This window comes from Caballeronia sp. PC1 (genome assembly GCF_021353155.1).
Lineage (GTDB): Bacteria > Pseudomonadota > Gammaproteobacteria > Burkholderiales > Burkholderiaceae > Caballeronia > Caballeronia cordobensis.
In genome coordinates this window covers 722,358-748,442 of sequence record NZ_JAJUBH010000002.1, presented here as the reverse complement: position 1 = coordinate 748,442, position 26,085 = coordinate 722,358, and the positions used below count along the sequence as shown (strand labels likewise).

The following is a 26,085-nucleotide window of genomic DNA, read 5'->3' as shown; positions in this document are numbered from 1 at the left end:
TTGATATGAGTGTTTTCATACGCGTCAGGACTCAGCGCTTATCCGACAAACGCAGGGCGAATTAAGCGGCCGCCGCGGATTGCCGCTCCGTCATGCCGATGCGAAAGCGGCCAGATCTGCCGTCAGCCGCGCGGCATCGCTCAGAAAGATACCGTGCGGCGCGCCTTCGTACACGACGAGCCGCGCATTCGGAATCAGGCGCGCCGTGCGCTGCGAGGTCAGTTCCAGCGGATTCGATACGTCGGCATCGCCCTGCACGATGAGCGTCGGCACATCGACATCGCGCAATTCGTCGCGGAAATCGCCGCCATTTACCGTTTCGTTGCAGGCAAGGAGCGCGTGATGCGAGGTGCGCAGCGCCATTTCGCGAATCCAGTCGATCATGGCCTGCGACGCGCGCGGTCCCGCGAACGGACGCGCATTGTCGGCGAGCCATTGCGGATAGTCGGTCATGAGATCGTGCTGAAAGGCATCGGCATAAGCGCGATCGATGCCGTCGGGATTGTCCGGCGTCTTCGCGAGCATCGGCAAGGTCGAGGCGATCAGCACGAGCCGCGCGACGCGCGCACTGCCGTGACGCGTCAGATAGCGCACGGCTTCCGCGCCGCCCATCGAATAGCCGGCGAGCGTGAGATCGGACAGATTGAGCGCTTCGATGATGCCGGCGAGGTCGTCCGCGAGCGTGTCGTAGTCGTAGCCGCCGCCCGGATCGCTGGAACGTCCGTGGCCGCGCCGGTCATAAGCGATGCAGCGAAAACCCTGGCGCACGAGCGGCAGCATCTGATACGCCCACATGTCGCCCGGCAGCGAATAACTCGGAACGAAAACGATCGTCTTGCCGTTTGCAACGGCGTGCTCGGGCCGCCAGTCGCGGTAGAACAACTCGACGCCGTCGGCGGTTGCAATAAACCCCGGCTGGGTGATGGTTGCATGAATTCGCATGGCCGTCTCCTTGTCGATGAACAGTGTGATGGCATCGTCGCAGGAGAAAGGCGGCCGGACAATTACGTCGGAGGTAATAGGCCGCATGCACAAAAAAAGAGCCGCCCGAGAGAAGGCGGCGAGAGCGCGTCCGGTGTGGGCCTCGTCGTCGAGGGTGGACGCGTGAGGAGACAGGAGCAACCATGTGCAGTATGGCAAAGCCTCGCGCGGCGCTCAATCGCCATGTCGAATTACTGCGTTTCAGCATTCATTTGATGAATGGTACGGAATGCGAATGAATCGGGGCATTGGTGCGAAGTTTAAGATTTTTCTCGCCTTTATCCGGGCTTTTCGCTCGCGAGATTGAGATAGACTCGGCGGACGTTTCAAACATCCGCGGCGCCGCCATTCATGCCATTCGATTCAACTTCGCCGCCGCTTTTCGACCATGCGGAACACGCGCTTTCCATCGCACTCGACCTTCGTAGTTCGGGCGACTGGCCCGCGCTCGAACAGTTCTGCCTAAACGCGCTGCAGCGTTTTCCGCAGGATATCGAATTGCGCTGGCAACTGAGTCATTGCCTCTGGCTGCGTCACGACAACGTCGCGGCGGAAGCCGTCATGCGCGAGGCCGCGCTGCATCATCCCGGCAATGGCCTCGTGAGCGGCGCGATCGCGATGTATCTCAACGAGCAGTCGCGCTTCGCCGAAGCCGAAGCGATGTACCGCGTGGCGCTGACCGAATCGCCGGATGAGCACGGTTTCGCCATCGATCTCGCGGATCTCGAATTGCGGCGCGGCGCGTGGCGCGACGGCTGGCTGCGCTTCGATCGCCGCCTGAATCGCTCGCAACATGGCGAGCACGGCGTCGTCGCGCGGATGGAGCGTGTCGGGCCGAGCAGGCGCGGGCAAACGCTCGATGGCAAGCGCGTCGTGGTGTACAGCGAACTCGGGCTCGGCGACGATATCCAGTTCGTGCGTTACTTTCCTCAGTTCGCGGAAGGCGTGCGGCGCAACGGCGGCGAGGCGCTGCTCGCGGTGCGCGCGGCCTTGCATCCGCTCATCCGGCGGTTCGTGCCGGATTGCGTCGCGCTCGAAGCGCACGACTTCGGCACGGTCGATTACACCGTCGCAATGATGAGCATGCCGCTGTGGATCGGGCTGCTGCCGCATCAGGTCGATGGCCGCGCGTATCTGCATGCCGCGCCGGAACGCATCGACATATGGCGGAGCATGCTGGCGTCGGACGGCAGCGATGCGCTGCGCGTCGGTCTCGTGTGGGCAGGCAGTCCGACGCACCGCCGCGACGCCCAACGCAGCGTGCCAATCGCCGCGCTCGCGCCGCTCTGGCGCTTGCCGGGCGTCACGTTCTACCCGGTCGCGCCGGGCCGCGAAGGGGATATCGCGGCAATGCGCTCGGCTGGCGCGCGCATCGCGGAACTGCCGGAATATACCGAGCATTTTCATGATTCGGCCGCGCTCGTTAGCGCGCTCGACGTGCTCGTGAGCGTCGACAGTTCGCCGCTCCATCTCGGCGGCGCGCTAGGCAAACCAGTTCTCGCGATGATCGATCGCGCGTCGCACTGGTGTTGGGGGGAGGCCGAGACGCAGCCTTGGTACGACTCGGTGCGGCTCGTGCGGCAGCGCACGCCGGGCGACTGGACGCCCGTGGTCGAGCGCGTCTCCGCGGCGTTGTGCGGGCGGCTCGCCCAGCGCGCCGCAACGCGAAGTCAGCAGGCGTCGGCGCTCGCCAGTCTCGGGTAGCCGGGCTGGTTCGAATCGATCGTCGTCACGCACGCGCCGTCGCTGAGATCGAGGGTGCTGTCGACATCGCGCTTCGAGCCGTCTTTCATCTGCACGCTGTAGCGGTAGACCTTCGCCGTGGGTTCCGGGCTCTTCTGGAACAGGCTCGTCAGATCGAAGCTCAGACCCGCGCCGGCGCCCGCGCCGCTCCAGCCATTGCCGCCGAGTCCGCCGCCGCCCACCCCGAGCGTGGGACCGGACGACGACGCCGCGCCCGTCGCAACCGTCGTCAGATATTGCTTGCCGATGATGCGGCCCACCGCGAGTGTGCTATCCGCCGGCAACGGCGCCGAGGCGCCCGGTCCGCTCGCGCATGCGGCGAGCATGGCAAAAGCGATGACCGCGAAGCCTGCGCTTGCCGCGCGTCGAATAATGGTGTGATCCGATTTCATTCCAGCCTCTTGCGTGCGTCTGCACGCGTGTCATTGGCCCTCGAAGCGAGCGTGCGATTCTCGCGTGGAATCGCATGCTCGCGCCGGCGCGGCTGGAAGCGTCGTCAGAAAAACGCCGCCCGAAGGAGGGCGGCGCGTGCCGGCGATCGGCTCCAAGACCGGCGGGCCGGCGCGCTTCGCGAGGGACGCGAATGCGCGGCCGGAATGTTGAACGAATGCGGGTGGCGATTGAACCAGATTGCTCCGATTCAACGTGCAATGTCGCGTTTAGTCACTACTTCAGCAAATAAGCGACGATCGCATCGCAGACGCGGCCGAACATCTGCGTGCCGGTGACGGTCGTGCAGCCGCGCGCGCGGGCCGCTTCGATGAAGGGCGTAAGCGGCGGCTTGGTCACGACGTCGCCGACGAACGTCGTCGAAGGCAGGTTGGAGACGTCGATCGGCAGCGGATCGCCCGGGCGCATGCCCGCCGGCGACGCGTTCACGATGAGGTCGTAAGTCTCAGCAGGCGAATCGTCGGCGACGCTCACCGCGCCGCGGCCCAGCGCGGCGAGTCGCGAGGCGAGGGCGCCGGTGCGCGCGGCATCGAAATCGCGAATCGCGAGCGACGCGACGCCCGCATCCACGAGTGCATGGCCGATCGCCGAACCTGCGCCACCCGCGCCGATCAGCAGCGCCCGCTTCGCGTTCGGCTCGCAGCCGGCGTCGCGCAGGGCCGTGACCATGCCGATGCCGTCCGATGCGCCGCCGTGCCAGGTGCCGTCGGCGTTGCGCTTGAGCATGTTGACCGCGCCGAGGAACGCGCCTTCATCGGTCAGTGACTTGCAATATTTCGTCGCGCTGAACTTGTGCGGCACCGTGATGATGACGCCGTCGCAATTCTGCAGACGGTCGATGCCGGCGAAGAACGCGTCGAGATCGTCCGGCGCGACGTGGGCCGGAATCACGATGGCGTCGCGGCCGGCCGCGCGCAATGCAGCCGTGACGCCGGACGGCGAACGCACCTGCGCGATCGGATCGCCGACGATGAAATAGACGCGCGTCGCGCCGCTCAAGCCCGCATCGAGCGATGCGGAAAAGTTAGTGTCCTGCGCCATTGCCTCGATTGTCTCCGTGAATTCGCCTATCTGAATGCTAGTTGATAATGGAATAGCATTCAACAAAAATAGAATCTGTCTCGAAGGCAACTAACGGTCAGATATTCTCCACAACCGCAAACGCGTGCCGGCGCGGCACGCGAACCGAAGCGTCTACAGCGTCTCGGGCGCGGGCTCCGTCGGACTGGCGCCCGCCGCCGCGAGCGCTTCGTGCAGCGTCTCGAAAACATTCGACGCGCCGAGCACGGGCGTCAGCCCATGCCGGTCCATGTCATTGCGCAAGAATGGGTTCACGCGCCCGAACAGCACCGCGACGCCGCGTCCGCGCAGCGTTTCGATCAGATCGCCGATCGTGCGGGCGGCGGAATAATCGAGATCGGTGATCGCGCCCGCATCGACGATCACGTGGCGCACATCTTCGGATGCCGTATCGACGAGTTGCGTCAGTTCCGCCGCGAAAAAGTGATCGTTCGCATAGAAGAGATCCGCGCCGAAGCGGTAGACGATCAGGTTCGGCGCGGTCATCGCGCCGGGCTTGGTCGGCATGAACTGCCACGGTTTGCCGGGCGCGACGGGCGTGAGCACCATGGTGTGCGGATGGTAGCTGTGGCGCACGTGCCGCATCAGCGAGAGCGCGACCGCGAGCAGAATCCCATGCTCGACGCCCACCAGCACGACCGCGCCCGCCGTGATGAGCGCGAGCGCGAACTCGCCGGGGCTTTCGGCGCGGATGTCCTTCAGGCTTTGCACGTTGACGAGGCCGATCGCGATGGTGAAGACGATGCCCGCCAGCACGCAATGCGGCAGATACCGCAGATAGTCGCTCAGAAAAAGCAGCGCGATCGCCACGACCGCCGCGAACACCAGTTGTCCGAACTGGCTGCGCGTGCCGGCGCGTTCGGCCATCGCGGTCTGCGTCGGGCTGCCGTTGACGACGAACGTCCCGCTCATCGCCGCCGCCGCGTTGGCCGCCGCGAGGCCGAGAATATCGCTGTTGGTATCGACTTCCTCACGATACTGCTGCGCGAACACGCGTGCCGCTGCGGCGCTCTGCGCGATGATCATCACGAAGCACGACGCCGCCACGGGCATCAGTTCGAGACATTGCTGCCAGGTGACAGCGGGAAAGCGCAGCGGCGGCAATCCGCCTTCGACCGCGCCGAGCACCGAGATGCCGTGCGCGGCGAAGTCGAACGCCTTGCTCGCGGCGATGCTGCCGATCACCGCGATGAGCGCGACCGGCACGCGCGGCGCGATGCGTTTGCAGCCGAGAATCGCGACGATCACGGCCAGCGCGAGCGCGAGCGTCGGCCCGTGCGCGTGCATCGCATGACTGACGACATAGGCGAGCTGCGCCAGGCTGCGCGACGACGGATACGGCACGGTCATGCCGAACAGGTCGCCGAGCATGGCGATCGACACCTGAACGCCGACGCCCGCCAGAAACCCGACGAGCACCGTGCGCGAGAGGAAATCGGCAAGAAAGCCGAGTTTGAAGAGCCGCGCCAGCAGGAGGAGCGCGGCCGTCTGCAACGCGACCATGCCCGCGAGCGCGACGTATTCGGGGCTGCTCATCGCGGCCATCGACGAGAGTTTGCTCGCGAAAATCGTCGCCGTGGCGGAGTCGGCCGCCACCACGAGATGCCGCGACGCCCCGAACAGCGCGAACGCGATGAGCGGAATGAACGCGGTGTAGAGACCCGTCACCGCGGGCATGCCGGCGATGCGCGCGTAGCCGAGCACCTGCGGAATGTCCATCGACGCGAGCGAGACGCCGGCGAGCGCGTCGCGCAACGCCGCGGCGCGGTCGAGCGGAAGAATGCCTTTGAGAAATCGCCTGCCCGCCGCCGGGCTTCGAGTCTGATCGTGCATGTGGACACCGTGTTCCTGGAGAAACGAATCGTGCCCCATTGAGCGGGCGGTGCCAAGCCTCGGTTTTGTCTACTGACAAACACGCGTTTCAATCACCCAGGCGCGTCACACATCGAACGGCGTCTCAAAAAAGAGCTTGGCTTGCTCCGCTTTTCTGGAATACTATTCCACTATCAAAGCGAGTTCTAAAGAGAGCGGAACGGAGCCAAAGAGGAATGGTGGAGACACTGGATAACCTGGGACCCAACGAGACCTTCGACGTGGTCGTCGTCGGGGCGGGCGGCGCGGGCATGTCGGCGGCGCTGGTCGCGGCCATCGACGGCGCGCGCGTGCTGCTCGTCGAGCACACGGAATACGTCGGCGGTTCGACGGCCTACTCGGCGGGCACGACGTGGATTCCCGCGTCGATGCACGCGGCGAGCGTCAATCGCGACGATACGTCCGCGAACGCCGAAGCCTTTCTGACTCGCGCGGTCGGCGAGCGCAGCAGCGCCGCGATGCGCCGCGCGTTCCTCGATGCGGGCCCGAAAGCCGTGGCGCATATCGAAGCGAATTCCGACGTGAAATATCGCGCGCGGCCGTTTCATCCCGATTACCTGTCGGAAGTCGAGGGCTCGACGTTGCGCGGCCGCGCGCTGGAACCGCTGCCGTTCGACGGCCGCAAGCTCGGACGTGCGTTCTCGCTGATCCGTCCGCCGATTCCCGAATTCACCGTGCTCGGCGGCATGATGGTCGATCGCGACGATGTCGGGCATCTGCTCAACATGACGAAGTCGTTCGCGTCGTTGCGGCATGCGGCGAAACTGCTCGCGCGTCACGCGCGCGACCGCATGAGTTCGCCGCGCGGCACGCGCCTCGTGATGGGCAACGCGCTGATCGGGCGCTTGCTGTATTCGCTGCTTCAGCGCGGTGTCACGGTGCTGACGAGCACGACGGTCGAGGCGCTTCATTCAGGCGCGAACGGCATCGAAGCCGTCACGCTCGGTCATGCTGGCGAACGGCGGCGCGTCGCAGTGAAGGGCGGTGTGATTCTCGCGAGCGGCGGTTTCAATCGGCATCCGAAGCGTCGCGGCGAGATGCTGCCGGGCGCCGATCCCGCCTGGTGTCCCGGCGCGCCCGGTCACAGCGGCAGCGCGCAGGATCTCGCGCTCGCGGCGGGCGCGCGCTTCGGCGATGGTGCGTTGTCGAACGCATTCTGGGCGCCGGTTTCCGTGCGCAAACGCGCTGACGGCACCACGGCCGTGTTTCCGCATTTCCTGATGGATCGCGGCAAGCCGGGCATGATCACCGTCGATAAAGCAGGCAAGCGCTTCGTCAACGAGAACACGTCGTATCACCTGTTCGGCATCGCGATGCAGAAAGCGAACCAGACGACACCGGCCGTGCCCGCGTATCTCGTGACGGATTCCGAAGGATTGCGCAAGTACGGCCTCGGCATGGTGCGTCCGGGCGGAAAGGGACTCGCGCCGTTTCTCGCCGATGGCTATCTCGTCGAAGGCAACACGCTCGACCAACTCGCGGACAAGCTCGGCATCGACAAGAATGGGCTCGCGGAGAGCGTCGGGCGCAACAATCGCTATGCGCAAACGGGCGTCGATGCGGATTTTCAGCGCGGCACGACGGCGTATCAGAACGCCAATGGCGACGCTAACTCGACCGGCCCGAACAAGTGCCTCGGTCCGATCGGAACGGCGCCGTTCTATGCGGTGCGGCTCTATCCCGGCGATATCGGTGCTGCGACCGGCCTCGTCACCGACACCGACGCGCGCGTGCTGAATCGCGCCGACGCGCCGATCGGCGGCCTCTACGCCTGCGGCAACGACATGCAGTCCGTCATGGGCGGCGTCTATCCCGGCCCCGGCATCACGCTCGGGCCCGGTCTCGCGTTCGGCTATCTCGCGGCGCGGCACGCGGCGGCGCGCGCGAAGCAACCGGCGAGCGCAGCGCTCACACTTCCGCTCGAATGCGACACGCACGTACCCGCCCGATGAAACACGAACCGATTCTCGAATGCGACGTGCTCGTGCTGGGTTCCGGCGCGGGCGGTTTGTCCACCGCGGTCACGGCGGCGACGCAGGGCTTGTCCGTGCTCGTCTGCGAGAAGGAAGACGTGTTCGGCGGCACGACGGCGTGGTCGGGTGGCTGGATGTGGATTCCGCGCAATCCGCTCGCGACGCGCGCGGGCATCGTGGAAGACGAAAGTGTGCCGCGCACGTATCTGAAGAACGAGCTCGGCGCGAACTACGACGCCGCCAAGGCCGATGCGCTTATCGAGCACGGCCCGCGCATGGTCGAATTCTTTGAGCGTCATACGTCGATGCGTTTCATCGACGGCAACCGCATTCCCGATTTTCATACGGCGCAAGGCGCGGCCACGGGCGGTCGCTCGGTCTGCGCGATGCCGTTCGATGGCCGCGAGCTCGGGCCGCTCATCGGCAAGCTGCGCCCGCCTTTGGCCGAAGTGACGATCAAAGGCATGGCGATCGCGTCGGGACAGGATCTCGCGCATTTCCTCAATGCGACGCGCGACGCGAAGTCGACGTGGCACGTGACGATGCGCTTCGCCGCGTTCGCCTGGCACAGGCTGCGCTACGGCCGCTCGATGCATCTCGTGAACGGCAACGCGCTCGTTGCGCGGCTGTTGAAATCGGCGGCGGATCGCGGCGTCGATCTGCGCACGCGCGCGAAGGCGGTCTCGCTCTTGCGCGAGGCGAATCGCGTGACGGGCGCGCGCGTCGAGATCGACGGCGTGATGCATGCGGTGCGCGCGCGATGCGGCGTCGTGCTGGCGTGCGGCGGCTATCCGCACGACGCGACGCGTCAGGCCGGCACGTTTCCAACGATGCCGCACTGGTCCGCCGCGCCGCGCAGCAATACCGGCGACGGCATTCGCATCGGCGAGGACGCGGGCGCGCATTTCGATGCATCGCTCGAAGCGCCCGCCGCGTGGGCGCCCGTGTCGCTCGTGCCGAAGCGCACGGGCGAGGCCGCTGCGTTTCCGCATCTCATCGAGCGTGCGAAGCCGGGCGTGATCGCCGTGACGCGCGCGGGGCGGCGCTTCACGAACGAGGCGTCGTCGTATTACGACTTCATCTCCTCGCTGATCGGCACGACGCCACCGGGCGAGGAAGTGTGCGCGTGGCTCGTCTGCGATCATCGGTTTCAGCGGCGTTACGGGCTCGGTTTCGCGAAGCCGTTTCCGTTTCCGCTCAAGCCATATGAGCGCTCGGGCTATCTGAAATCCGCGCCGACGCTCGAAGCCCTGGCCGCGCAATGCGGCATCGATGCGCGCGGTCTCGCCGATACCGTCGCCACGTACAACAGCTACGCGAAAGACGGCTTCGATCCGCAATTCCACAAAGGCTCGACGCCGTACAACCGCGTGCAGGGCGATGCATCGCACGCACCGAATCCGTGCCTCGCACCGATCGCCGACGGGCCGTTCCATGCGGTGAAGATCGTGCCCGGCAGCCTCGGCACTTTCGCCGGCCTCGCGACGGATGCCCGTTCGCGCGTGCTCGACGACGCGCGCGCGCCGATTCCCGGCCTCTACGCGGTCGGCAACGACGCCGCGAGCATGATGGGCGGCCACTATCCGGCGGGCGGCATCACGCTCGGGCCCGCGATGACTTTCGGCTATCTCGCGGGCCTCGAACTGGCGTCGCCGGACGTCGACGAAAACATCACCAATCTCTCGAACTTCAAACAGGCAAGGACGCTGCAATGACGATCTACGACACAGTCACGTTGACGGTGAAAATCGGCGCGAACGCGCAGGTTTTCGAAAACATTCTGGCAAGTGGCGACGTGCCCGGCGCGAAGCTGCTCGGCTGCTGGTATTCCGATATCGGCGCGCTCGGCAAAGTGATGGTGCTGCGCGGCTTCGAATCCGAAGCGGCGTTGATCAGGGAACGCCAGCGATTGCTGCTCGAAGGCAACCCGTTCGGCTGCGGCGAGTTCATCACCGATGTCGAAGTGAACAGCTACGCGCTGTTCCCGTTTCTCCCGCCGATCGAGCCGGCCGTGCACGGCGGCATCTACGAGATGCGCGTCTATGGCACCAAGCTCGCGAGCCTGCAACATACGATCGACGCGTGGAAAAACGCCGTGCCGGAGCGCACGAAGCGCTCGCCGCTCATCGGCGCGATGTATGCGCTCGACGGCACCGTGCCGCGTTTTCTCAACATCTGGCCGTACAAGAGCGTGGAGGAGCGCTCGCGCATTCGCGCCGATGCCGTGAAAGACGGCATCTGGCCGCCCAAGGGCGGACCGGCCCATCTCACGACGATGGAGTCGACCATCTACGTGCCCGCGCCGTTCTCGCCGCTGCGCTAACCCTCACGGAGACGACGCAGATGTCACGACGCAAGCTGTCCTTGTCCGCACTGACGGTTCTCGAACTGACGCCGCCGCAGATGGTCGAGTGCGCGGCCCGGGCGGGCTACGATTTCGTCGGCTTGCGGCTGTTGCCCGCGACCGACACGGAAGTGCGGCACGAGATCGTCGGCGCGACGCCGATGAAGCGCGAAACGCTCGCCGTTTTGAGAGACACCGGCATCGGCGTGCTCGATGCCGAAATCCTGCGGCTCAGGCCCGATACGAACGTCGCCGATTACGAGCCGATGCTCGCCACCGCCGCCGAGCTGGGCGCGCGTTACGTGCTCGTCGCGGGCAACGATCCGGACGAGGCGCGCACGGCCGAGCGGCTCGCCGCGCTGTGCGATATCGCGAAGCCGTACGGTTTGTCGCCGTCGCTGGAGCCGATGCCGTGGACCGACGCAAAGGACATCGTGCAGGGCGCGCGCATCGTGAAGGCGGCGGCGCGCGCGAATACGGGACTGATCGTCGATCCGATTCATTTCGACCGCGCGGGTTCGTCGACGCACACGCTGCGCGAGCTGCCGCGCGACTGGTTCGGCTACGTGCAGTTTTGCGACGCGCCCGCCGAACGGCCCGCCGATCTCGACACGCTGCTGTATCAGGCGCGCGCCGAGCGGATGATTCCGGGCGAGGGCGGGCTCGATCTGGCCGGCATTCTGCGCGCGCTGCCCGACGATCTGCCGCTTTCCATCGAAGTGCCGATGAACGCGTGGGCGAAGACCGCGGACGCGCTCACCCGGGCGACGCGCCTGCGCGAGGCGACGCTCGCGGTGCTTCGGGAGGCATACGCCGAACTTTGACGCGCGGCCGGTTGAATTCCGAGGTGGAATCGTGTTCTCATTCCGAATCATCGGAACTTCGAGAGACTGACACATGGCGGGAAATCTGGAGCGGGCGTTGTCGATCATCGAGCTGCTGGCGAAAAACGGCGGGCGCATGCAGCTCGCCGCCATCGCCGACACGCTCAACATTCCGCGCAGCGGCACGCACCGTCTGCTCGCGATGCTGATCGACGAAGGCTATGTCCGTCAGGACGAGGATCACGGCGAGTACATGCTCGCGCTCAAGCTCGTGTCGCTCGCGCTCATTTATCTGTCGACGGGCGGCGTGCTCGACGTGTCGCAGCCCGTGCTCGACCGGCTCGCGGCGCAGTCGGGCGAACTGGCGCGCGTGGGCGTGGTCGAGGACGATCACATTACGTTCGTCGGCAAGGCGCAGGGCGCGAAATCGGGCCTGCGCTACGATCCGGACATGGGCAGTCAGCCGCCGCTGCATTGCACGGCGAGCGGGCAGGCATGGCTGTCGTCGCTATCGGACGAGGAAGCGCTCGAACTCGTGTCGAAGCAGGGCGGACTGGGCAAGCCCGGACAGGGCGGGCCGCGGGCGCCGAAGACCATCCAGCAGTTTCTCGCCGATCTGCACGCGGCCCGCAAACGGGGTTATGGCATCGCGAGCGAGACCTACGAAGCCGGCATGACGTCGATGGCCGCGCCGATTCATCATCCGGTGACGGGCGTGGTCGTAGGCGTCGTGAGCCTCGCGGGCCCGACGAGCCGCCTGCCGGAAGCGCGGCTGAAGGAGCTTGCGCCGGCCCTGCTCGAAGCCGCGTCGGATATGGGCGCGGCGACGCTGAGCTCGCCGTATTTCAAGCGGCCGGCTGTGAGCTTGGAAGCGCCCGCTGAAAAGGTGTCTGGCAAGTCGAAGGCGAAGAACGTCAGCGCTGTTTGACGCCGGATTAGGCCGAACGGACGAGGTGACGCGGCGGAAATGGCTGCGTTATCATCGTTTTCATCATGAAACGAGAATTTGAAATGCCCACTCCGCTCGATCCCATCGTGTCCGAATTCGCCACTGTCGAGGAAGCCGAGGCTTATGATCAGTGGTTTCGCGAGAAAGTACGGCGCTCGATGGCCGATACGCGGCCGCGGATTCCGCATGCTCAGGTTATGGCCGAGATGGAAGAGATCATCTCGGAAGCCGAGAAACGCCATAGGTCGAGGGCTGCTTGACGCTGCAAGTCGTATGGACTCAAACCGCGCGCCTCGACCTGTTGGAGATAATCCGGTACATCGCTGAACGTAGCCCTACTGCCGCGCGCACACTCAAAAATCTAATCGAAGCAGCACCCGAATCCGCCGCCATCGAGCCGTATCTCTATCGAAGCGGCCGAATGTCCGGCACGCGTGAAATAGTCGTTCATCCCAATTACATCATCGTCTACGCTGTCATGGCCGATCGCATCGAGGTGCTCAACGTCTTGCATTCGCGACAGTGCTATCCGTTTGAGTAAATCACCCGGACGCGCTGCGGATAGCGCGTCCCATCTGCACTATCCTCAAAAGACCCAGCCCTCGCCAGGCCGATCATGAACGCGACGTCCGTCGGCGCGCCCTTACGCGAAGTCGACGATTTACCGTCGCCGCGCGGCCTGCCTCTCGTCGGCAATCTGCACCAGTTGCCGCCCGCCACGCATCATCTGACGCTGGAGCGCTGGGCCGACGAACTCGGCACGCCCTACGTGTTCCGCTTCGGCACGACGCCCGTCACGGTCTGGAACGATATCGAGCTGTCGCACGCGGTGTTGCGCGAGCGGCCGCATCGCTATCGCCGCTATGCGCCCATCGAGAATATTCTCAGGGAGTTCGGCTGCAACGGGCTCTTTTCGATCGAAGGCGCGGCATGGGAGCCGCAGCGCCGTCTCGTGATGCAGGCGCTCTCGATTCCGCATATCAAGGCGTTCTATCCGACACTCGCCGCGATCGCCGAGCGGCTGCGGCGACGCTGGGAAGCTGCGGCGCGCGCGGGCCGCGTGGTCGACATGACCGGGGACCTCAAGCGCTTCACGGTCGATGTGACGAGCGCGCTTGCATTCGGCGAAGATCCGAACACGCTGGAAAACGAGCGCGTGCTGATCCAGGAAAGACTCGCGATGCTCCTGCCGATGCTGATGTCGCGCGTGAATGCGCCGTTCGCGTACTGGCACTACGTGAAGTTTCCGCGCGACCGCAAGTTCGACGAAGCCATGTCCGCCGTGCATCGCCATATCCGCGAACTGATGGCGCGCACGCGTGCGCGGATGCGCGAGCAGGCGGCGCAAACGCGCGAAAGCGCCGCGCCGCAGAATCTGCTCGAAGCGATGCTCGCCATGCGCGATGCGCCCGGCTCCGGCATCACCGACGACGAAGTCGCCGCCAACGTACTGACGATGCTCGTCGCGGGCGAGGACACCACGGCGACGTCGATTGCATGGGCGCTGCTCTTTCTCGGCACCGACGACGCCTTGCAGGCGCGCGTCGCCGCGGACTCACGGCGCGTGCTCGGCGGCTCGGCCGTCTGCCCCGACTACACCGCGATGCGCGAGCTCGACCTGTGCGAAGCCGTGTGCATGGAGGCGAGCCGGCTGCATCCGATCGCGCCGTATCTGTCGCTGGAGCCGCTCGAAGAAGTGCGTCTTCAAGGCGTGCGCTTGCCCGCGGGCACCAAGATGTTCCTCCTGAACCGGCCCGCGATGCTCGATCCGCACAACTTCGCCGATCCCCGCCGCTACGATCCCGACCGATGGCTGCATGACCAGTATCGCGAAGGCGCGCACGAGCCGCGCGCGTATCTGCAATTCGGCGCGGGGCCACGCGTCTGTCCGGGGCGGCACCTGGCGGCGGTGGAAATGCGGCTCGTCGTATCGATGCTGACCGCAAACTTCATCGCGCAACTGGCGACGAATCCCGCCGATATCCACGAGATCTGCGCCTTCGTCTCGGTGCCGAGCGAAATGCCGATGCGTCTCGTCCTGCGATAGCGGCGTTACCGCGCATCCGCGACATCGGCGGGCGCGACTGGCACGCCGCCGCCCGTCGCCATCCACAACACTTCGGCGTCTTCCTCGCTCGTCGAGATGGCCGCGTGGCCGGTGCGGCTGTCGAAGTAGATGCTGTCGCCCGCGTTCAGATGCGTCGGCGCGTAGAGTTCCGAATACAGGCACAGGCTGCCGCTGATCACATAGAGAAATTCCTCGCCTTCGTGGCGGCCCCAGTCGTCGAAGGCGTCGAGCGTGTGCGCCGAAATGCGGATGCGAAACGGCAGCATCGCCTTGTGCGCGAGCTCGGTGGCGAGCAGTTCCATCTGATAGCCGCGATACGCGTGGCGCTGCCCTTCGTCACGGCGCGTGAGCGCGCGCCGGCCGCTTGCGCTCGGTGCGGGCGCGGTGCCGAACAGCTCGGCGAGATCGATCCGCAGACCGCGCACGATTTTCTGCAGCACGTCGAAAGTCGGCGACATCAGACCGTTCTCGATCTTCGAGAGCGCCGAGCGCGACACCCCGCACAGGCGGCTCGCCGTTTCGAGCGTCAGGTCTTGCGCGAGCCGCGCGCGTTTCACCCGGCGTCCGAGGTCGGCCGCGGATTGATCGGACATGTTCTTCGTGCTGAGGCTGGGCATGGGGAAATGCGGTCGTGAAGGCTTTTTTTGTTTCCGATAATAACATCGCGCAAACGGCGCGCGCGTACTGCGCGTACCGGCACGCTGCCCGAATCTACCGCCGCAAAAGGCCGCGCGCATTGGTGACAACCCCAATATTGATCACGTTGTCCGCCGCCCGGACAGCGCGTATAGTTTCCAGGCTTACGCAAGTTTCCGATCAGAAACTTCGTTCCAGGGACAACCCGCTTCAAAAGGACTTCATCGTGGACGCACAATCTATTCTTTCCGACCTCGGCATCGCGAGCCTCGTGACCGACGGCGACCTCGTCGCCACTTCACCGATCAGCGGAGAAATCATCGGCCGGGTGAAACAGCACACCACCGCCGACGTCGATGCCGCGCTCGGCGCCGCGCGCACCGCGTTCGCCACGTGGCGCAACGTGCCCGCGCCGCGCCGCGGCGAGCTCGTGCGGCTGCTCGGCAATCGCCTGCGCGAGAAAAAGGAAGCGCTCGGCCGCCTCGTGTCGCTCGAAGCGGGCAAGATTCTCCAGGAAGGTCTGGGCGAAGTGCAGGAAATGATCGATATCTGCGATTTCGCCGTCGGCCTCTCGCGTCAGTTGTACGGCCTCACGATCGCGTCCGAGCGCCCCGGGCATCGCATGGCCGAGACGTGGCATCCGTTCGGCGTGTGCACGATCATCTCGGCGTTCAATTTCCCGGTCGCGGTATGGTCGTGGAACGCGGCGCTCGCGCTCGTGTGCGGCAACGCGGTCGTGTGGAAGCCGTCCGAAAAAACGCCGCTCACCGCGCTCGCGGTCGATCGCATTCTGCGCGACGCCATCGACGAATTCGGCTCCGCGCCGGCAGGCCTCGCTTCGCTGATCGTCGGCGGACGCGAAGTCGGCGCGGCGCTCGTCGCGGACAAACGCTCGGACATCGTCAGCGCGACCGGCAGCACGGAAATGGGCCGCAAGGTCGGCGTCGCGGTGGCGCAGCGCTTCGGCCGCTCGATTCTGGAACTCGGCGGCAACAACGCGGGCATCGTGTCGCACACGGCGAACCGCGATCTCGCGCTGCGCGGCATTCTCTTTTCGGCGGTCGGCACGGCGGGGCAGCGCTGCACGTCGCTGCGGCGTCTGTTCGTCCATGACAGCATCTACGACGAGACCGTCGCGCGCCTGAAGGACCTCTACGCGAAAGTGCCGGTCGGCAATCCGCTGGAGCAGGGCGTGCTGATGGGCCCGCTCATCGACGTGCAGGCGTTCGCGCGCATGCAGGACGCGCTCGAACAGGCGAAGGGCGAAGGCGGCAAAGTGTCCGGCGGCGAGCGCGTCAGCGTGAAGGGGCACGAAAACGGCTATTACGTGCGCCCCGCGCTCGTCGAAATGCCGTCGCAAACGGAGGTCGTGCTGAAGGAAACCTTCGCGCCGATTCTCTACGTGATGCGCTATTCCGATTTCGATGACGCCATCGCCGCCAACAACGCCGCTGCGCACGGCCTGTCGTCGTGCACATTCACCACCGATCTGCGCGAAGCGGAGCGCTTCCTGTCGGCATCGGGCAGCGATTGCGGCATCGCCAACGTGAACATCGGGCCGAGCGGCGCGGAAATCGGCGGCGCGTTCGGCGGCGAGAAAGAAACCGGCGGCGGCCGCGAATCGGGCTCGGACGCGTGGAAGGCCTACATGCGCCGCGCGACCAACACGATCAACTATTCGTCGGAATTGCCGCTCGCGCAGGGCATCGACTTCAATCTCGGCTGAGGGCACGGTGAGTCCAGGCGTTGTCATCGTCGGTGGTGGGGTGATCGGCAGTTCGGTCGCGTATTTTCTGCGCGCGGCCGATCCGTCCGTGCCGGTCACGGTGATCGAGCGCGATCCGACTTACGCGTGCTCGTCGTCGGCGCTTTCGGCGGCGTCGATCCGGCAGCAGTTCTCCACGCCGCTTTCCGTGCGCATGTCGCTCTTCGGTATCGAGTTCCTGCGATCGGTCGGCGAGCGGCTCGAAGTGGACGGCGAGCGTCCGTCGATCGATCTGCACGAGGGCGGTTATCTGTTTCTCGCGACCGCGCAGGGCGAGGCGACGCTGCGCGAGAATCACGCGTTGCAGCGCGAACTCGGCGCGGACATCAGCCTGCTCGATCCCGCAAGATTGCAGACGCGCTTCCCGTGGCTGAATACCGAGGATCTCGCGGCGGGCGCGTTCGGCGAAAGCGGCGAAGGCTGGTTCGATGGCTACGGCCTCGTGCAGGCGTTGCGGCGCAAGGCGCAAGCGCTCGGCGCGCGTTATGTGCCGACGGAAGTGGTCGGCATCGAGCGCGCGGGCCGGCGCGCCACGGCCGTGCGCGCGGCGAACGGCGAAACCTACGCGTGCGATGTCCTCGTCAACGCGGCGGGCGCGTGGGCGCGCGGCGTCGCGGCGATGCTCGGCGTCGAGATTCCGGTGTATGCGCGGCGGCGCAGCATTTTCAACGTGTCGTCGCCCGCGAAGCTCGAACGCGCGCCCTTGCTGATCGATCCGAGCGGCGTCTACTTCCGTCCGGAGGGGCGCACGTATATTTGCGGCACGTCGCCCTCGGCGGACAACGACCCCGACGACCTGCCGCTCGATCAGGTCGATCACGCGCTGTTCGACGATGTGATCTGGCCGACGCTCGCGCACCGCGTGCCGGAATTCGAGGCGCTGCGCGTCGAGCGCTGCTGGTCCGGCTATTACGAATACAACGTGCTCGACCAGAATGCGATCATCGGTGCGCACCCGGACGTCGAGAATTGCATTTTCGCGAACGGCTTCAGCGGACACGGGCTGCAACAAGGCCCGGCGACGGGACGCGGCGTGAGCGAACTCATCCTGCACGGACGCTACGAGACGCTGGATTTATCGCCCCTCGACTGGACGCGTGTGCTCGAAGGCCGCCCGTTCATCGAAAAGAATGTCGTATAACAGATAAAAGACCGGCGAATGCCTTTTCCATAATCGATGATTTAAGTCTGCCCGGTCCCGAACCGGGCATTTTTTTAGCTACGGAATAGACAAGCGCATTGAGACCGGTTTGCCGGTGCGTTTCGAACGGGCATTCTTATCATCATCGTCATGCAATCGGGCTGCGTCCATTAATGAAATCCACTAGGGCCAGCCGCCTTCGAGAAGCGCATTCTGGAACCATCAAACGCTTTTTCGCGCTTTAACGAAAGGAGACAAAACATGGAAGCCAATACAAGCGCGCATTACTATGCCTGGATCGATGAAGGCGAAATGCCTCACGATACGAGCGTTCCCGTGTCGCACCGTTCCACACAGGTATCGGCGGCGCCAGAATATGTCGCGGAGATCTGCGGACGTTTTGCCAAAACCGAAGAGGAAAAAAATTCCTGCGTGATTCGCGGCTATAACTGAACGCCTTAAAACAGTGTGTTGCGCGCCTGACACGGTTTGTCATCGCGCGCATAAACTTGAGAGATGACGCGCATGGCGTGATTCATGACGCGACCTCATGAACCGAGTAATGCCGGTGATATTCATTCGGTAATGCAGCCGTGTGTGTGCGTTATCTGACAGAAGACGCCGTGTAAATCGAACCCGCCGCGTGCGGGTTTTTTCATGTTTGCCGTGCGTCGCCACGGTCCACCCGCGTTCGGCAGCCCGCCCCCACCGATGGCACAATCGCTCGCAACGAGGCGATATCAGGAGCAAAGGTGGCGAATCTGGATCTCGACAATCCGTTTCTCGAAGCGCTTGGCGCGGTCTTCACCGAATGGCGGGCGGGCTACGCCGAATTCAGGATGCCGATTCATGCCGGTCATCTGAACCGGCAGCGCATTCTGCAAGGCGGCGCGATCGCCACGCTGCTCGACGCGGCCTGCGGCTACGCGGGTCTTTTCACGACGGGCGCCGCGCCCGTGCACGGCTTCACGCTCTCGCTCACGGTGAATTACCTGGACCGCGGCATCGGCGATCAGGTCGTCGCGAAGGGCTTTCTCGAACGGCAAGGCCGCTCGGTGTACTTCGCGCGCGGCGAGGCGTGGATCGACGGCCGCGTGATGATCGCCAGCGCGCAAGGCACCTTCAAATACGCGCGCTGATGGCCACGCGAAATCTTCTCAGACGGCTCGATCTCACGACGCTGCAGCTCTTTCTGGCGGTGTTCGAGGAAGGCACGCTGACGCGCGCGGCGGAGCGCGAGGCGATCGCGGTGTCGGCGGCGAGCAAGCGGCTGCTCGAACTGGAGCAGGCGGTCGGCGCGGTGCTTTTCGAGCGCAAGGCGCGCGGCATGGATCTGACGCCCGCGGGCGAAACGCTGCTGCATCACGCGCGGCGCGTGCTGCGCGATGTCGAGAACATCGGCATCGAACTCGCGGAGCACGCGAGCGGCGTGCGCGGATACGTGCGGATGATGGCGAATCTGTCGGCGATCGTCGAATTCCTGCCCGAAGACCTGCGCGCGTTCTCGTCCATGCACGATCAGATCAAGATCGATCTGGAGGAAAGGCCGAGCGGCGGCATCGTCGAAGGCGTGGCGGACAGTCTCGTCGATCTCGGCATCTGCTCGGGCGACGCCGACACGCGCGGCCTCGAAAGCGCGCATTACCGGCACGACCGCCTGTGCATCGTGACGCCGGGCGATCATCCGCTGGCGCATCGCGAAAGCGTGGCGTTCGCCGACACGCTCGATTTCGATCACATCGGCCTGCACTCGGCCAGCTCCATCAACATGCGCACGCATCTCGCCGCGCGTCAGGCGGGGCGCGCGCTGCGGCTGCGCATCCACGTACCGGGTTTCGACGCCGTTTGCCGCATGGTGCAGGCCGGCATGGGCGTGGGCGTGCTGCCGCTGCAAGTGTTCGAAGCGATGGGCCGCCAGCTCGGAATTGCCGCCGTAGCGCTCAATGAGGAATGGGCCGCGCGCAGTCTCGTCATCGTCGTGCGCGATTCGGATGCGCTCTCGCCGGTGAGCCGGCTGCTGTTCGATCATCTGCGCACCGTCGAAGCGCGCGGCTAGCTTTCAAAATCCCCGCGAGCGTTCGCGTTTGGCGAACGGTGCTTGCCGAAATGCGGTTGGACGGGGCGTAGCGTTCGCCAATAAGCTTGTCTCACAGTACAAATTTCAGGAGACAAGCAGCATGAGCGGACCCCTTCAGGGCATTCGCGTCATCGAGATCGGCACGTTGATCGCCGCGCCTTTCGCGGCGCGCATGCTGGCCGAATTCGGCGCGGAAGTCATCAAGATCGAAACGCCCAACGGCGGCGATCCCCTTCGCAAATGGCGCAAGCTCCACGAGGGCACCTCGCTCTGGTGGTATCTGCAGTCGCGCAACAAGAAGTCGGTGTGCGTCAACCTCAAGTCGCCCGAAGGCGCCGGCGTCATCAAGCGCCTGGCGGCGGACGCGGACATCGTCATCGAAAACATGCGTCCCGGCGCGCTCGAAAAGCTCGGCCTCGGCTGGGACGTGCTGCACGCCATCAACCCGAAGCTGACGATGGTGCGCATCTCCGGTTACGGACAGACCGGTCCGTACCGCGATCGTCCGGGCTTCGGCGCGATCGGCGAAGCGATGGGCGGCATCCGCTACACGACCGGCGACGCCGAAGGGCTGCCCGCGCGCGTCGGCGTGAGCCTCGGCGATTCGCTCGCCTCGCTGCACGGCGTGATCGGCGCGCTGATGTCGGTGTTGCGCGTGAAGACCGGTCAGGGCGACGGACAAGTGGTCGATGTATCGCTCGTCGAAAGCGTCTTCAACCTGATGGAAAGCCTCGTCCCCGAATACGACCTGCTCGGCCATGTGCGCGAGCGCAGCGGCGGGGCGCTGCCGGGCATCGCGCCGTCGAACACGTATCGCACGGAGGATGGCGGCTTCGTCGTGATCGCGGGCAACAGCGATCCGATCTACAAGCGCCTGATGCACGTGATCGGCCGCGCCGATCTCGCCGACGATCCCGCGCTCGCCCACAACGACGGCCGCGTGAAGCAGAGCGCGATGCTCGACGAAGCGATCACCGCATGGACTTCGCATCACTCGATGAACGAGGTGCTCGCGACGATGGAGCGCGAGGAAGTGCCGGCGGGCCGCATCTATTCGGTCGCGGACATCGTCGAGGATGCGCACTATCAAGCGCGCGACATGCTGTTGCAGGCGGACCTGCCGGGCGGCGTCGCGGTGAAGATGCCGGGCATCGTGCCGAAACTCTCCGACACGCCGGGCGAAGTGCGCTGGCAAGGCCCGGCGCTCGGCGAGCACACCGCGCCGGTGCTCGAAGCGCTCGGTTTCGATGCGGACGAAGTGGAGCGGCTGCGCGCCGCGGGAGCGGTGCAATGAATTACGAATGCAAAGACGCCTTGATCGTTCAGGAAGTCGCGCCGCGCGACGGCCTGCAGATCGAAAAGCAGTGGGTCGAGACCGAAGACAAGATCGCGCTGATCGACGGCCTTTCCGCCTGCGGCTTCACGCGCATCGAGGCGGGCTCGTTCGTGTCGCCGAAAGCGATTCCCGCATTGCGCGACGGCGACGCGGTATTCAACGGCATCCGCCGTTCCTTGCGGACGATCTACGTCGCGCTTGTGCCGAACGCGAAGGGCGCGGAACGCGCGCTCGCCGCGCAGGCAGACGAGCTGAACCTCGTGATGTCCGCGAGCCAGACGCACAACCGCGCCAACATGCGCATGAGCTGCGAGGCTTCGCTGGCCGGTTTCGGCGATATCGTGAAGCGGGTTCAAAGCGACGCCGACGTCACGCTGAACGCCACCATCGCCACGGCGTTTGGCTGCCCGTTCGAAGGGCGCATCGATGAAGACCGTGTCGTGTCGATTGCGCGGACGTATCGCGAGATGGGCATCGCAGGCGTCACCCTCGCCGATACGACCGGCATGGCGAATCCGCGACAGGTCGCGCGGCTCGTCGCCCGCGTGCTCGAACACGTGCCCGCCGCCGATCTGACGCTGCACTTTCACAACACGCGCGGCCTCGGCCTCGCCAACGTGCTCGCCGCCTACGACGTGGGCGCGCGCCGCTTCGACGCCGCGCTCGGCGGGCTCGGCGGTTGCCCGTTCGCGCCGGGCGCGTCGGGAAACATCTGCACCGAAGACCTCGTGAATCTGTGCGACGAAATGGAGATTCCCACGGGCGTCGATCTGCAGAAGCTGATCGCGCTGTCGCGCACGCTGCCCGCGCTCGTCGGCCATGAGGTGTCCGGCCAGGTCGCGAAGGCGGGACGCAACTGCGATCTGCATCCGGCGCCCGATTACGTGCGGGCCATCTGAATTCAAAAGACCAAAACATCATCGGAGACAAACATGAGCGATCTGAGCGTAGGCACGGCTAACGAGCCGCAAGCGACCGAAAACACCGCGGACATCATCCGCAAAGTGGCGTGGCGGCTCATGCCGCTCATCATGCTGTGTTATCTGTTCGCGTTTTTCGACCGCATCAACATCAGCTTCGCGAAGTTTCAGCTACAAAGCTCGCTAGGCTTCTCCGATACCGCGTACGGTCTCGGCGCGAGCCTCTTCGTGATCGGCTACGTGCTCTTCGAAGTGCCGAGCAACATGCTGCTCTACAAGGTCGGCGCACGCCGCTGGATCGCGCGCATCATGATTTCATGGGGCATCGCGACCGCGCTGATGGTCTTCGTGCAGACCGAATGGCAGTTCTACGGGCTGCGCTTCATCATCGGCGCGATGGAAGCGGGTTTCGCTCCCGGCGTGCTGTATTACCTGACCCTGTGGTTCCCGGCGAGCTATCGCGGCCGCATCACGTCGCTGCTGTTTCTGGCGTCGGCGTTCTCGGGTCTCGTCGGCGCGCCGATTTCGGGTCTCGTGCTCGGCCATATGAACGGCGTGTTCGGCATCGCCGGCTGGCACTGGCTGTTCCTGCTCGGCGGCCTGCCGTGCGTGCTGCTCGGCTTTCTCGTGCTGAAGGTGCTGAAGGATCGCGTCGATGACGCCGCGTGGCTCACCGCGTCCGAGAAGACGTATCTGAAGAGCCAGATTTCGACGCAAAGCCAGCACACGGACACCGGCCATTCACTCTTCGGCGCGATCAAGACGCCCGGCTTCCTGATGCTCGGCCTGATCTATTTCCTGATCCAGATCGCGTCGTACGGCCTCAACTTCTGGGCGCCGCACCTGATCCGCGCGGCGGGCACGCAGAATCCGACGATCATCGGTCTTCTGACGGCGGTCCCGTATATCTGCGGCGCAATCTGCATGGTGGTGGTCGGCCGCATGTCGGACCGCTCGGGCGAGCGCCGCAAGTTCGTCGCGATCTTGCTCGTGATGGCGGCGGTGGGTTTCTTCGCAGCGGGCATCTTCGACAAGCAGACGACGCTCCTGATCGCCGCCCTCGGCGTGATGGGCGCGGGCGTGATCGCATCGATCCCGGCGTTCTGGGCGCTGCCGCCCAAGCTGCTGACGGGTGCGGGCGCGGCGGGCGGCATTGCGTTGATCAATACGCTCGGGCAGCTCGGCGGCATCGTCAGCCCGGTGATGGTGGGCCGCATCCGCGACACGATGGGCAGCACGACGCCCGCGCTGTACGCAATCGGCGCGATGAGCGTGATCTGCGCGCTGCTGCTGCTGTTCGGCTTGCCGCAATCGCTCAGGCAGCGGGACCACTCGGAGCACAAGGCCTGAGGCTTCGGCGAGTGTAAAAGCGTCTGAAATAGAAAGCGCCCGGCGGACATTCCCCCGGGCGCTTTGCGCTTCAACCCTTCCAGGCCCACTCGCGGATCTCGTCGCGGTCGATGCCTTCCTCATGCGCATACCGCACGCTCTCGATGATCTGATCCTTGAGCCATTCCTTGGTATGCGCGCTGCTGCCGGCGATGCGCGGCACGCGGTCGATCACGTCGATCGCGAGCGTATAGCGGTCCACGCCGTTGATGATCGCGAGCTCGAACGGCGTGTTGATATTGCCGCGCTCCCGATACCCATGCACGTGCATGTTCGCGTGATTCGTGCGGTTGTACGTGAGCTTGTGCACGAGCGTCGGATACGAATGGAAGTTGAAGATCACGGGCTTGTCGCGCGTGAAGATCGAATCGAAATCCCGATGCGACAGGCCGTGCGGATGATCGGTGTCCGGCAGCAGCCTGAACAGATCGACCACGTTCACGAAGCGGATCTTGAGGTCGGCGCAATGCGCCTTCAGGATTTCGACAGCGGCGAGCGCTTCCATCGTCGCGATATCGCCCGCGCACGCGATCACCGCGTCCGGTTCCGCGCCCTGATCGGTCGAGGCCCAGTCCCAGATGCCGATACCCTTCGCACAATGCACGATGGCGTCGCGCATGCTCAGGTACTGCAAATGCGGCTGCTTGTCCGCGACGATCACGTTGACGTAATCGTGCGTGCGCAGGCAGTGATCGGCGACGCTCAACAGGCAGTTCGCATCGGGCGGCAGATAGATGCGCACGACGCCCGGGCTCTTGTTGGTGACGACATCGAGAAAGCCGGGGTCCTGGTGCGTGAAGCCGTTGTGATCCTGCCGCCACACGAGCGACGTGATGAGCAGGTTGATCGACGGTACCGGGCGGCGCCACGCGAGTTCGTTTTTCGCTTTTTCGAGCCACTTCGCGTGCTGGTTGAACATCGAGTCGATCACGTGCACGAAGGCTTCGTAGGTCGCGAAGAGGCCGTGGCGGCCCGTCAGCACATAGCCTTCGAACCAGCCTTCGAGCGTGTGCTCGGAGAGCATTTCCATCACGCGGCCATCGATGGACAGCGCGCCGCCGTCGTCGTCCTCGGGCAGCGTCTGCGCGAGCCAGCGCTTGCCGGACGCCTCGTACACGCCATCGAGCTTGTTGCTCGCGGTTTCGTCCGGGCCGAAGAGACGGAAGCGCGTCATGTTGCGGCGGATCACGTCGCGCAGGAAAGTGGCGAGCACGGCCGTCGGCGACTGATAGACGCTCGCCGCGCGCTTGAACTCGAACGCGTAGTCGCGGATATCGGGCAGATCGAGCGATTGCGGCAGCACGCCGCCATTCGCGTGTGGATTCGCGCTGATGCGCCGCGTGCCTTCGGGCGCGAGCGCGCGCAGCGTGTCGACCGGGCGGCCGTCTTCGTCGAAAAGTTCCTCGGGCCGGTAGCTGCGCAGCCAGCTTTCGAGCAGCGCGAGATTGCGGTGATTGCTGGCCGGATCGGCGATCGGCACCTGATGCGAGCGCCAGTAGTTCTCGACCTTGTGGCCGTCGACTTCCTTCGGGCCGGTCCAGCCTTTGGGCGTGCGCAGGACGATCATGGGCCAGCGCGGGCGCGTCACGTTTTCGGGATTTGCGCGCGCGTTCGCCTGAATCGCGCGGATTTCGCCGATGCAGCGTTCGAGCGTCGCCGCCATGCGCTGATGCATCGCCTCGGGCTCGTCGCCTTCGACGAAATGCGCCGTGTAGCCGTAGCCCTTGAAGAGCGCTTCGAGTTCGTCGTGCGGAATGCGCGCGAGAATCGTCGGATTGGCGATCTTGTAGCCGTTCAGATGGAGGATCGGCAGCACCGCGCCGTCGGTCGCGGGATTGAGAAACTTGTTCGAATGCCACGAGGTGGCGAGCGGGCCGGTTTCCGCTTCGCCGTCGCCCACGACGGTCGCGACGATCAGATCGGGATTGTCGAACGCCGCGCCGAACGCATGCGACAGGCTATAGCCAAGCTCGCCGCCTTCGTGGATGGACCCCGGCGTCTCCGGCGTGCAGTGCGAGCCGATGCCGCCCGGCGATGAAAACGCGCGAAACAGCTTCAGCATGCCGCGCTCGTCGGCGCTGCGATCGGGATAGATTTCCGAGTAATGGCCTTCGAGCCAGGCGTTCGCGAGCGTCGCCGGCGCGCCGTGTCCGGGGCCTGAGACGAATAGCACGTTCAGGTCGTCGCGTTTGATCAGGCGATTCAGATGCACCCACACGAACGACTGGCCCGGATCGGAGCCCCAGTGGCCCAGCAGACGGCGTTTGATGTGCTCCGGCCTGAGCGGCTCGCGCAACAGCGGATTCGCGCGCAGGTAGATCATGCCGGCGGAAAGATAATTGCAGGCCCGCCAGTACGCGTCGATTTTCGCGAGGAGATCGGGGGCGAGAGGGGTCTCGAGAGCGGTCGAGGGCGTGACGTCGTCGTTCAATTGCTTCTCCTTGGCAAATGAAAGGATGGGTCGAGCGTCGTGCGTGCGGCTTCGCGCAGGATTCGCTCCTGCGCGCGGTTCCATGATCGAGGGTGTATGTGGCGTG

The 26,085-nt window shown here is 65.1% G+C and carries 23 protein-coding genes; 17 read left to right on the top strand and 6 right to left on the bottom strand.

The window, feature by feature from the left end; all coding sequences use genetic code 11:
• Positions 1-90: 90 nt before the first annotated feature.
• The gene (locus LY284_RS19255; protein WP_233387643.1) at positions 91-942 is read right to left on the bottom strand and encodes an alpha/beta fold hydrolase; all 852 of its coding nucleotides are present in this window, start codon (positions 940-942) and stop codon (positions 91-93) included.
• Positions 943-1,332: 390 nt separating this feature from the next.
• On the opposite strand from LY284_RS19255, the gene LY284_RS19250 reads away from it, so the two are divergent.
• Positions 1,333-2,685, top strand: a complete 1,353-nt coding sequence (locus LY284_RS19250) for a hypothetical protein (RefSeq protein WP_233387642.1) — start codon at positions 1,333-1,335, stop codon at positions 2,683-2,685.
• On the opposite strand, the gene LY284_RS19245 is transcribed toward LY284_RS19250, so the two are convergent.
• The 3 genes from LY284_RS19245 to LY284_RS19235 form a co-directional block, all read right to left on the bottom strand.
• Entirely contained in the window at positions 2,652-3,116 is a 465-nt protein-coding gene (locus LY284_RS19245) for a hypothetical protein (protein ID WP_233387641.1), read from the bottom strand. The genes LY284_RS19250 and LY284_RS19245 overlap by 34 nt on opposite strands.
• 274 nt (positions 3,117-3,390) lie before the next feature.
• Entirely contained in the window at positions 3,391-4,215 is an 825-nt protein-coding gene (locus tag LY284_RS19240) for a shikimate dehydrogenase (RefSeq protein ID WP_233387640.1), read from the bottom strand.
• A 153-nt stretch (positions 4,216-4,368) separates the two neighbouring features.
• Complete coding sequence (locus LY284_RS19235; protein ID WP_233387639.1) at positions 4,369-6,087, bottom strand: SulP family inorganic anion transporter; 1,719 nt, start codon at positions 6,085-6,087, stop codon at positions 4,369-4,371.
• A gap of 215 nt (positions 6,088-6,302) precedes the next feature.
• Between LY284_RS19235 and LY284_RS19230 the strand changes: the two genes are divergently transcribed.
• The 8 genes from LY284_RS19230 (at position 6,303) to LY284_RS19195 (ending at position 14,263) form a co-directional block, all read left to right on the top strand.
• Complete coding sequence (locus LY284_RS19230) at positions 6,303-8,078, top strand: FAD-dependent oxidoreductase (protein WP_233387638.1); 1,776 nt, start codon at positions 6,303-6,305, stop codon at positions 8,076-8,078.
• Positions 8,075-9,814: an FAD-dependent oxidoreductase gene (locus tag LY284_RS19225; RefSeq protein ID WP_233387637.1), complete on the top strand. Its 1,740-nt coding sequence runs from the start codon at positions 8,075-8,077 to the stop codon at positions 9,812-9,814. The genes LY284_RS19230 and LY284_RS19225 overlap by 4 nt, the downstream gene beginning before the upstream one ends.
• Positions 9,811-10,422, top strand: coding sequence for an NIPSNAP family protein (locus LY284_RS19220; RefSeq protein ID WP_233387636.1), 612 nt, complete (start codon positions 9,811-9,813; stop codon positions 10,420-10,422). The genes LY284_RS19225 and LY284_RS19220 overlap by 4 nt, the downstream gene beginning before the upstream one ends.
• A 20-nt stretch (positions 10,423-10,442) precedes the next feature.
• Entirely contained in the window at positions 10,443-11,267 is an 825-nt protein-coding gene (locus LY284_RS19215; protein WP_233387635.1) for a sugar phosphate isomerase/epimerase, read from the top strand.
• A gap of 73 nt (positions 11,268-11,340) precedes the next feature.
• Complete coding sequence (locus LY284_RS19210) at positions 11,341-12,195, top strand: IclR family transcriptional regulator (RefSeq protein ID WP_077158512.1); 855 nt, start codon at positions 11,341-11,343, stop codon at positions 12,193-12,195.
• A gap of 83 nt (positions 12,196-12,278) precedes the next feature.
• Positions 12,279-12,476 (top strand): hypothetical protein, encoded by a 198-nt coding sequence (locus LY284_RS19205; RefSeq protein ID WP_014250943.1) that lies wholly within the window; start codon positions 12,279-12,281, stop codon positions 12,474-12,476.
• A complete protein-coding gene (locus tag LY284_RS19200) occupies positions 12,473-12,757 on the top strand; it encodes a type II toxin-antitoxin system RelE/ParE family toxin (RefSeq protein ID WP_233387634.1) in 285 nt (94 codons plus the stop codon). Before LY284_RS19205 ends, LY284_RS19200 begins: the two co-directional genes overlap by 4 nt.
• Positions 12,758-12,832: 75 nt before the next feature.
• Positions 12,833-14,263, top strand: coding sequence for a cytochrome P450 (locus LY284_RS19195; RefSeq protein ID WP_233387633.1), 1,431 nt, complete (start codon positions 12,833-12,835; stop codon positions 14,261-14,263).
• Positions 14,264-14,268: 5 nt separating this feature from the next.
• On the opposite strand, the gene LY284_RS19190 is transcribed toward LY284_RS19195, so the two are convergent.
• The gene (locus tag LY284_RS19190) at positions 14,269-14,901 is read right to left on the bottom strand and encodes a helix-turn-helix domain-containing protein (RefSeq protein WP_233387632.1); all 633 of its coding nucleotides are present in this window, start codon (positions 14,899-14,901) and stop codon (positions 14,269-14,271) included.
• A gap of 245 nt (positions 14,902-15,146) precedes the next feature.
• Between LY284_RS19190 and LY284_RS19185 the strand changes: the two genes are divergently transcribed.
• The 8 genes from LY284_RS19185 (at position 15,147) to LY284_RS19150 (ending at position 23,509) form a co-directional block, all read left to right on the top strand.
• Positions 15,147-16,646, top strand: a complete 1,500-nt coding sequence (locus LY284_RS19185) for an aldehyde dehydrogenase family protein (protein WP_233387631.1) — start codon at positions 15,147-15,149, stop codon at positions 16,644-16,646.
• Positions 16,647-16,653: 7 nt separating this feature from the next.
• The gene (locus LY284_RS19180) at positions 16,654-17,826 is read left to right on the top strand and encodes an FAD-binding oxidoreductase (protein ID WP_233387630.1); all 1,173 of its coding nucleotides are present in this window, start codon (positions 16,654-16,656) and stop codon (positions 17,824-17,826) included.
• 261 nt (positions 17,827-18,087) lie between these two features.
• Positions 18,088-18,279 (top strand): hypothetical protein, encoded by a 192-nt coding sequence (locus LY284_RS19175; protein ID WP_014250937.1) that lies wholly within the window; start codon positions 18,088-18,090, stop codon positions 18,277-18,279.
• A 299-nt stretch (positions 18,280-18,578) separates the two neighbouring features.
• Entirely contained in the window at positions 18,579-18,965 is a 387-nt protein-coding gene (locus tag LY284_RS19170) for a PaaI family thioesterase (RefSeq protein WP_014250936.1), read from the top strand.
• Positions 18,965-19,882, top strand: a complete 918-nt coding sequence (locus tag LY284_RS19165; protein ID WP_233387629.1) for a LysR family transcriptional regulator — start codon at positions 18,965-18,967, stop codon at positions 19,880-19,882. The genes LY284_RS19170 and LY284_RS19165 overlap by 1 nt, the downstream gene beginning before the upstream one ends.
• A 121-nt stretch (positions 19,883-20,003) precedes the next feature.
• Positions 20,004-21,197 carry a CaiB/BaiF CoA-transferase family protein gene (locus tag LY284_RS19160; protein ID WP_045454110.1) on the top strand — a complete coding sequence of 398 codons (1,194 nt, stop codon included), beginning with the start codon at positions 20,004-20,006 and terminating at the stop codon, positions 21,195-21,197.
• A complete protein-coding gene (locus tag LY284_RS19155) occupies positions 21,194-22,138 on the top strand; it encodes a hydroxymethylglutaryl-CoA lyase (RefSeq protein ID WP_233387628.1) in 945 nt (314 codons plus the stop codon). The genes LY284_RS19160 and LY284_RS19155 overlap by 4 nt, the downstream gene beginning before the upstream one ends.
• 33 nt (positions 22,139-22,171) lie before the next feature.
• Positions 22,172-23,509: an MFS transporter gene (locus LY284_RS19150; RefSeq protein ID WP_014250932.1), complete on the top strand. Its 1,338-nt coding sequence runs from the start codon at positions 22,172-22,174 to the stop codon at positions 23,507-23,509.
• A gap of 70 nt (positions 23,510-23,579) precedes the next feature.
• Here LY284_RS19150 and LY284_RS19145 read toward each other — a convergent pair whose 3' ends face one another.
• On the bottom strand, positions 23,580-25,979 hold the full coding sequence (locus tag LY284_RS19145) for a phosphoketolase (protein ID WP_233387627.1): 2,400 nt from the start codon (positions 25,977-25,979) through the stop codon (positions 23,580-23,582).
• Between the last annotated feature and the right edge of the window lie 106 nt (positions 25,980-26,085).

What these genes read in the sequence shown, in the direction of transcription:
- LY284_RS19210 (WP_077158512.1), top strand. Translation starts at nt 11,341, where the DNA reads ATGGCGGGAAATCTGGAGCGGGCGTTGTCGATCATCGAGCTGCTGGCG.
- LY284_RS19255 (WP_233387643.1), bottom strand. Translation starts at nt 942, where the DNA reads ATGCGAATTCATGCAACCATCACCCAGCCGGGGTTTATTGCAACCGCC.
- LY284_RS19250 (WP_233387642.1), top strand. Translation starts at nt 1,333, where the DNA reads ATGCCATTCGATTCAACTTCGCCGCCGCTTTTCGACCATGCGGAACAC.
- LY284_RS19165 (WP_233387629.1), top strand. Translation starts at nt 18,965, where the DNA reads ATGGCCACGCGAAATCTTCTCAGACGGCTCGATCTCACGACGCTGCAG.
- LY284_RS19190 (WP_233387632.1), bottom strand. Translation starts at nt 14,901, where the DNA reads ATGCCCAGCCTCAGCACGAAGAACATGTCCGATCAATCCGCGGCCGAC.
- LY284_RS19150 (WP_014250932.1), top strand. Translation starts at nt 22,172, where the DNA reads ATGAGCGATCTGAGCGTAGGCACGGCTAACGAGCCGCAAGCGACCGAA.
- LY284_RS19205 (WP_014250943.1), top strand. Translation starts at nt 12,279, where the DNA reads ATGCCCACTCCGCTCGATCCCATCGTGTCCGAATTCGCCACTGTCGAG.
- LY284_RS19195 (WP_233387633.1), top strand. Translation starts at nt 12,833, where the DNA reads ATGAACGCGACGTCCGTCGGCGCGCCCTTACGCGAAGTCGACGATTTA.
- LY284_RS19160 (WP_045454110.1), top strand. Translation starts at nt 20,004, where the DNA reads ATGAGCGGACCCCTTCAGGGCATTCGCGTCATCGAGATCGGCACGTTG.
- LY284_RS19215 (WP_233387635.1), top strand. Translation starts at nt 10,443, where the DNA reads ATGTCACGACGCAAGCTGTCCTTGTCCGCACTGACGGTTCTCGAACTG.
- LY284_RS19240 (WP_233387640.1), bottom strand. Translation starts at nt 4,215, where the DNA reads ATGGCGCAGGACACTAACTTTTCCGCATCGCTCGATGCGGGCTTGAGC.
- LY284_RS19245 (WP_233387641.1), bottom strand. Translation starts at nt 3,116, where the DNA reads ATGAAATCGGATCACACCATTATTCGACGCGCGGCAAGCGCAGGCTTC.
- LY284_RS19175 (WP_014250937.1), top strand. Translation starts at nt 18,088, where the DNA reads ATGGAAGCCAATACAAGCGCGCATTACTATGCCTGGATCGATGAAGGC.
- LY284_RS19220 (WP_233387636.1), top strand. Translation starts at nt 9,811, where the DNA reads ATGACGATCTACGACACAGTCACGTTGACGGTGAAAATCGGCGCGAAC.
- LY284_RS19230 (WP_233387638.1), top strand. Translation starts at nt 6,303, where the DNA reads ATGGTGGAGACACTGGATAACCTGGGACCCAACGAGACCTTCGACGTG.
- LY284_RS19225 (WP_233387637.1), top strand. Translation starts at nt 8,075, where the DNA reads ATGAAACACGAACCGATTCTCGAATGCGACGTGCTCGTGCTGGGTTCC.
- LY284_RS19155 (WP_233387628.1), top strand. Translation starts at nt 21,194, where the DNA reads ATGAATTACGAATGCAAAGACGCCTTGATCGTTCAGGAAGTCGCGCCG.
- LY284_RS19235 (WP_233387639.1), bottom strand. Translation starts at nt 6,087, where the DNA reads ATGCACGATCAGACTCGAAGCCCGGCGGCGGGCAGGCGATTTCTCAAA.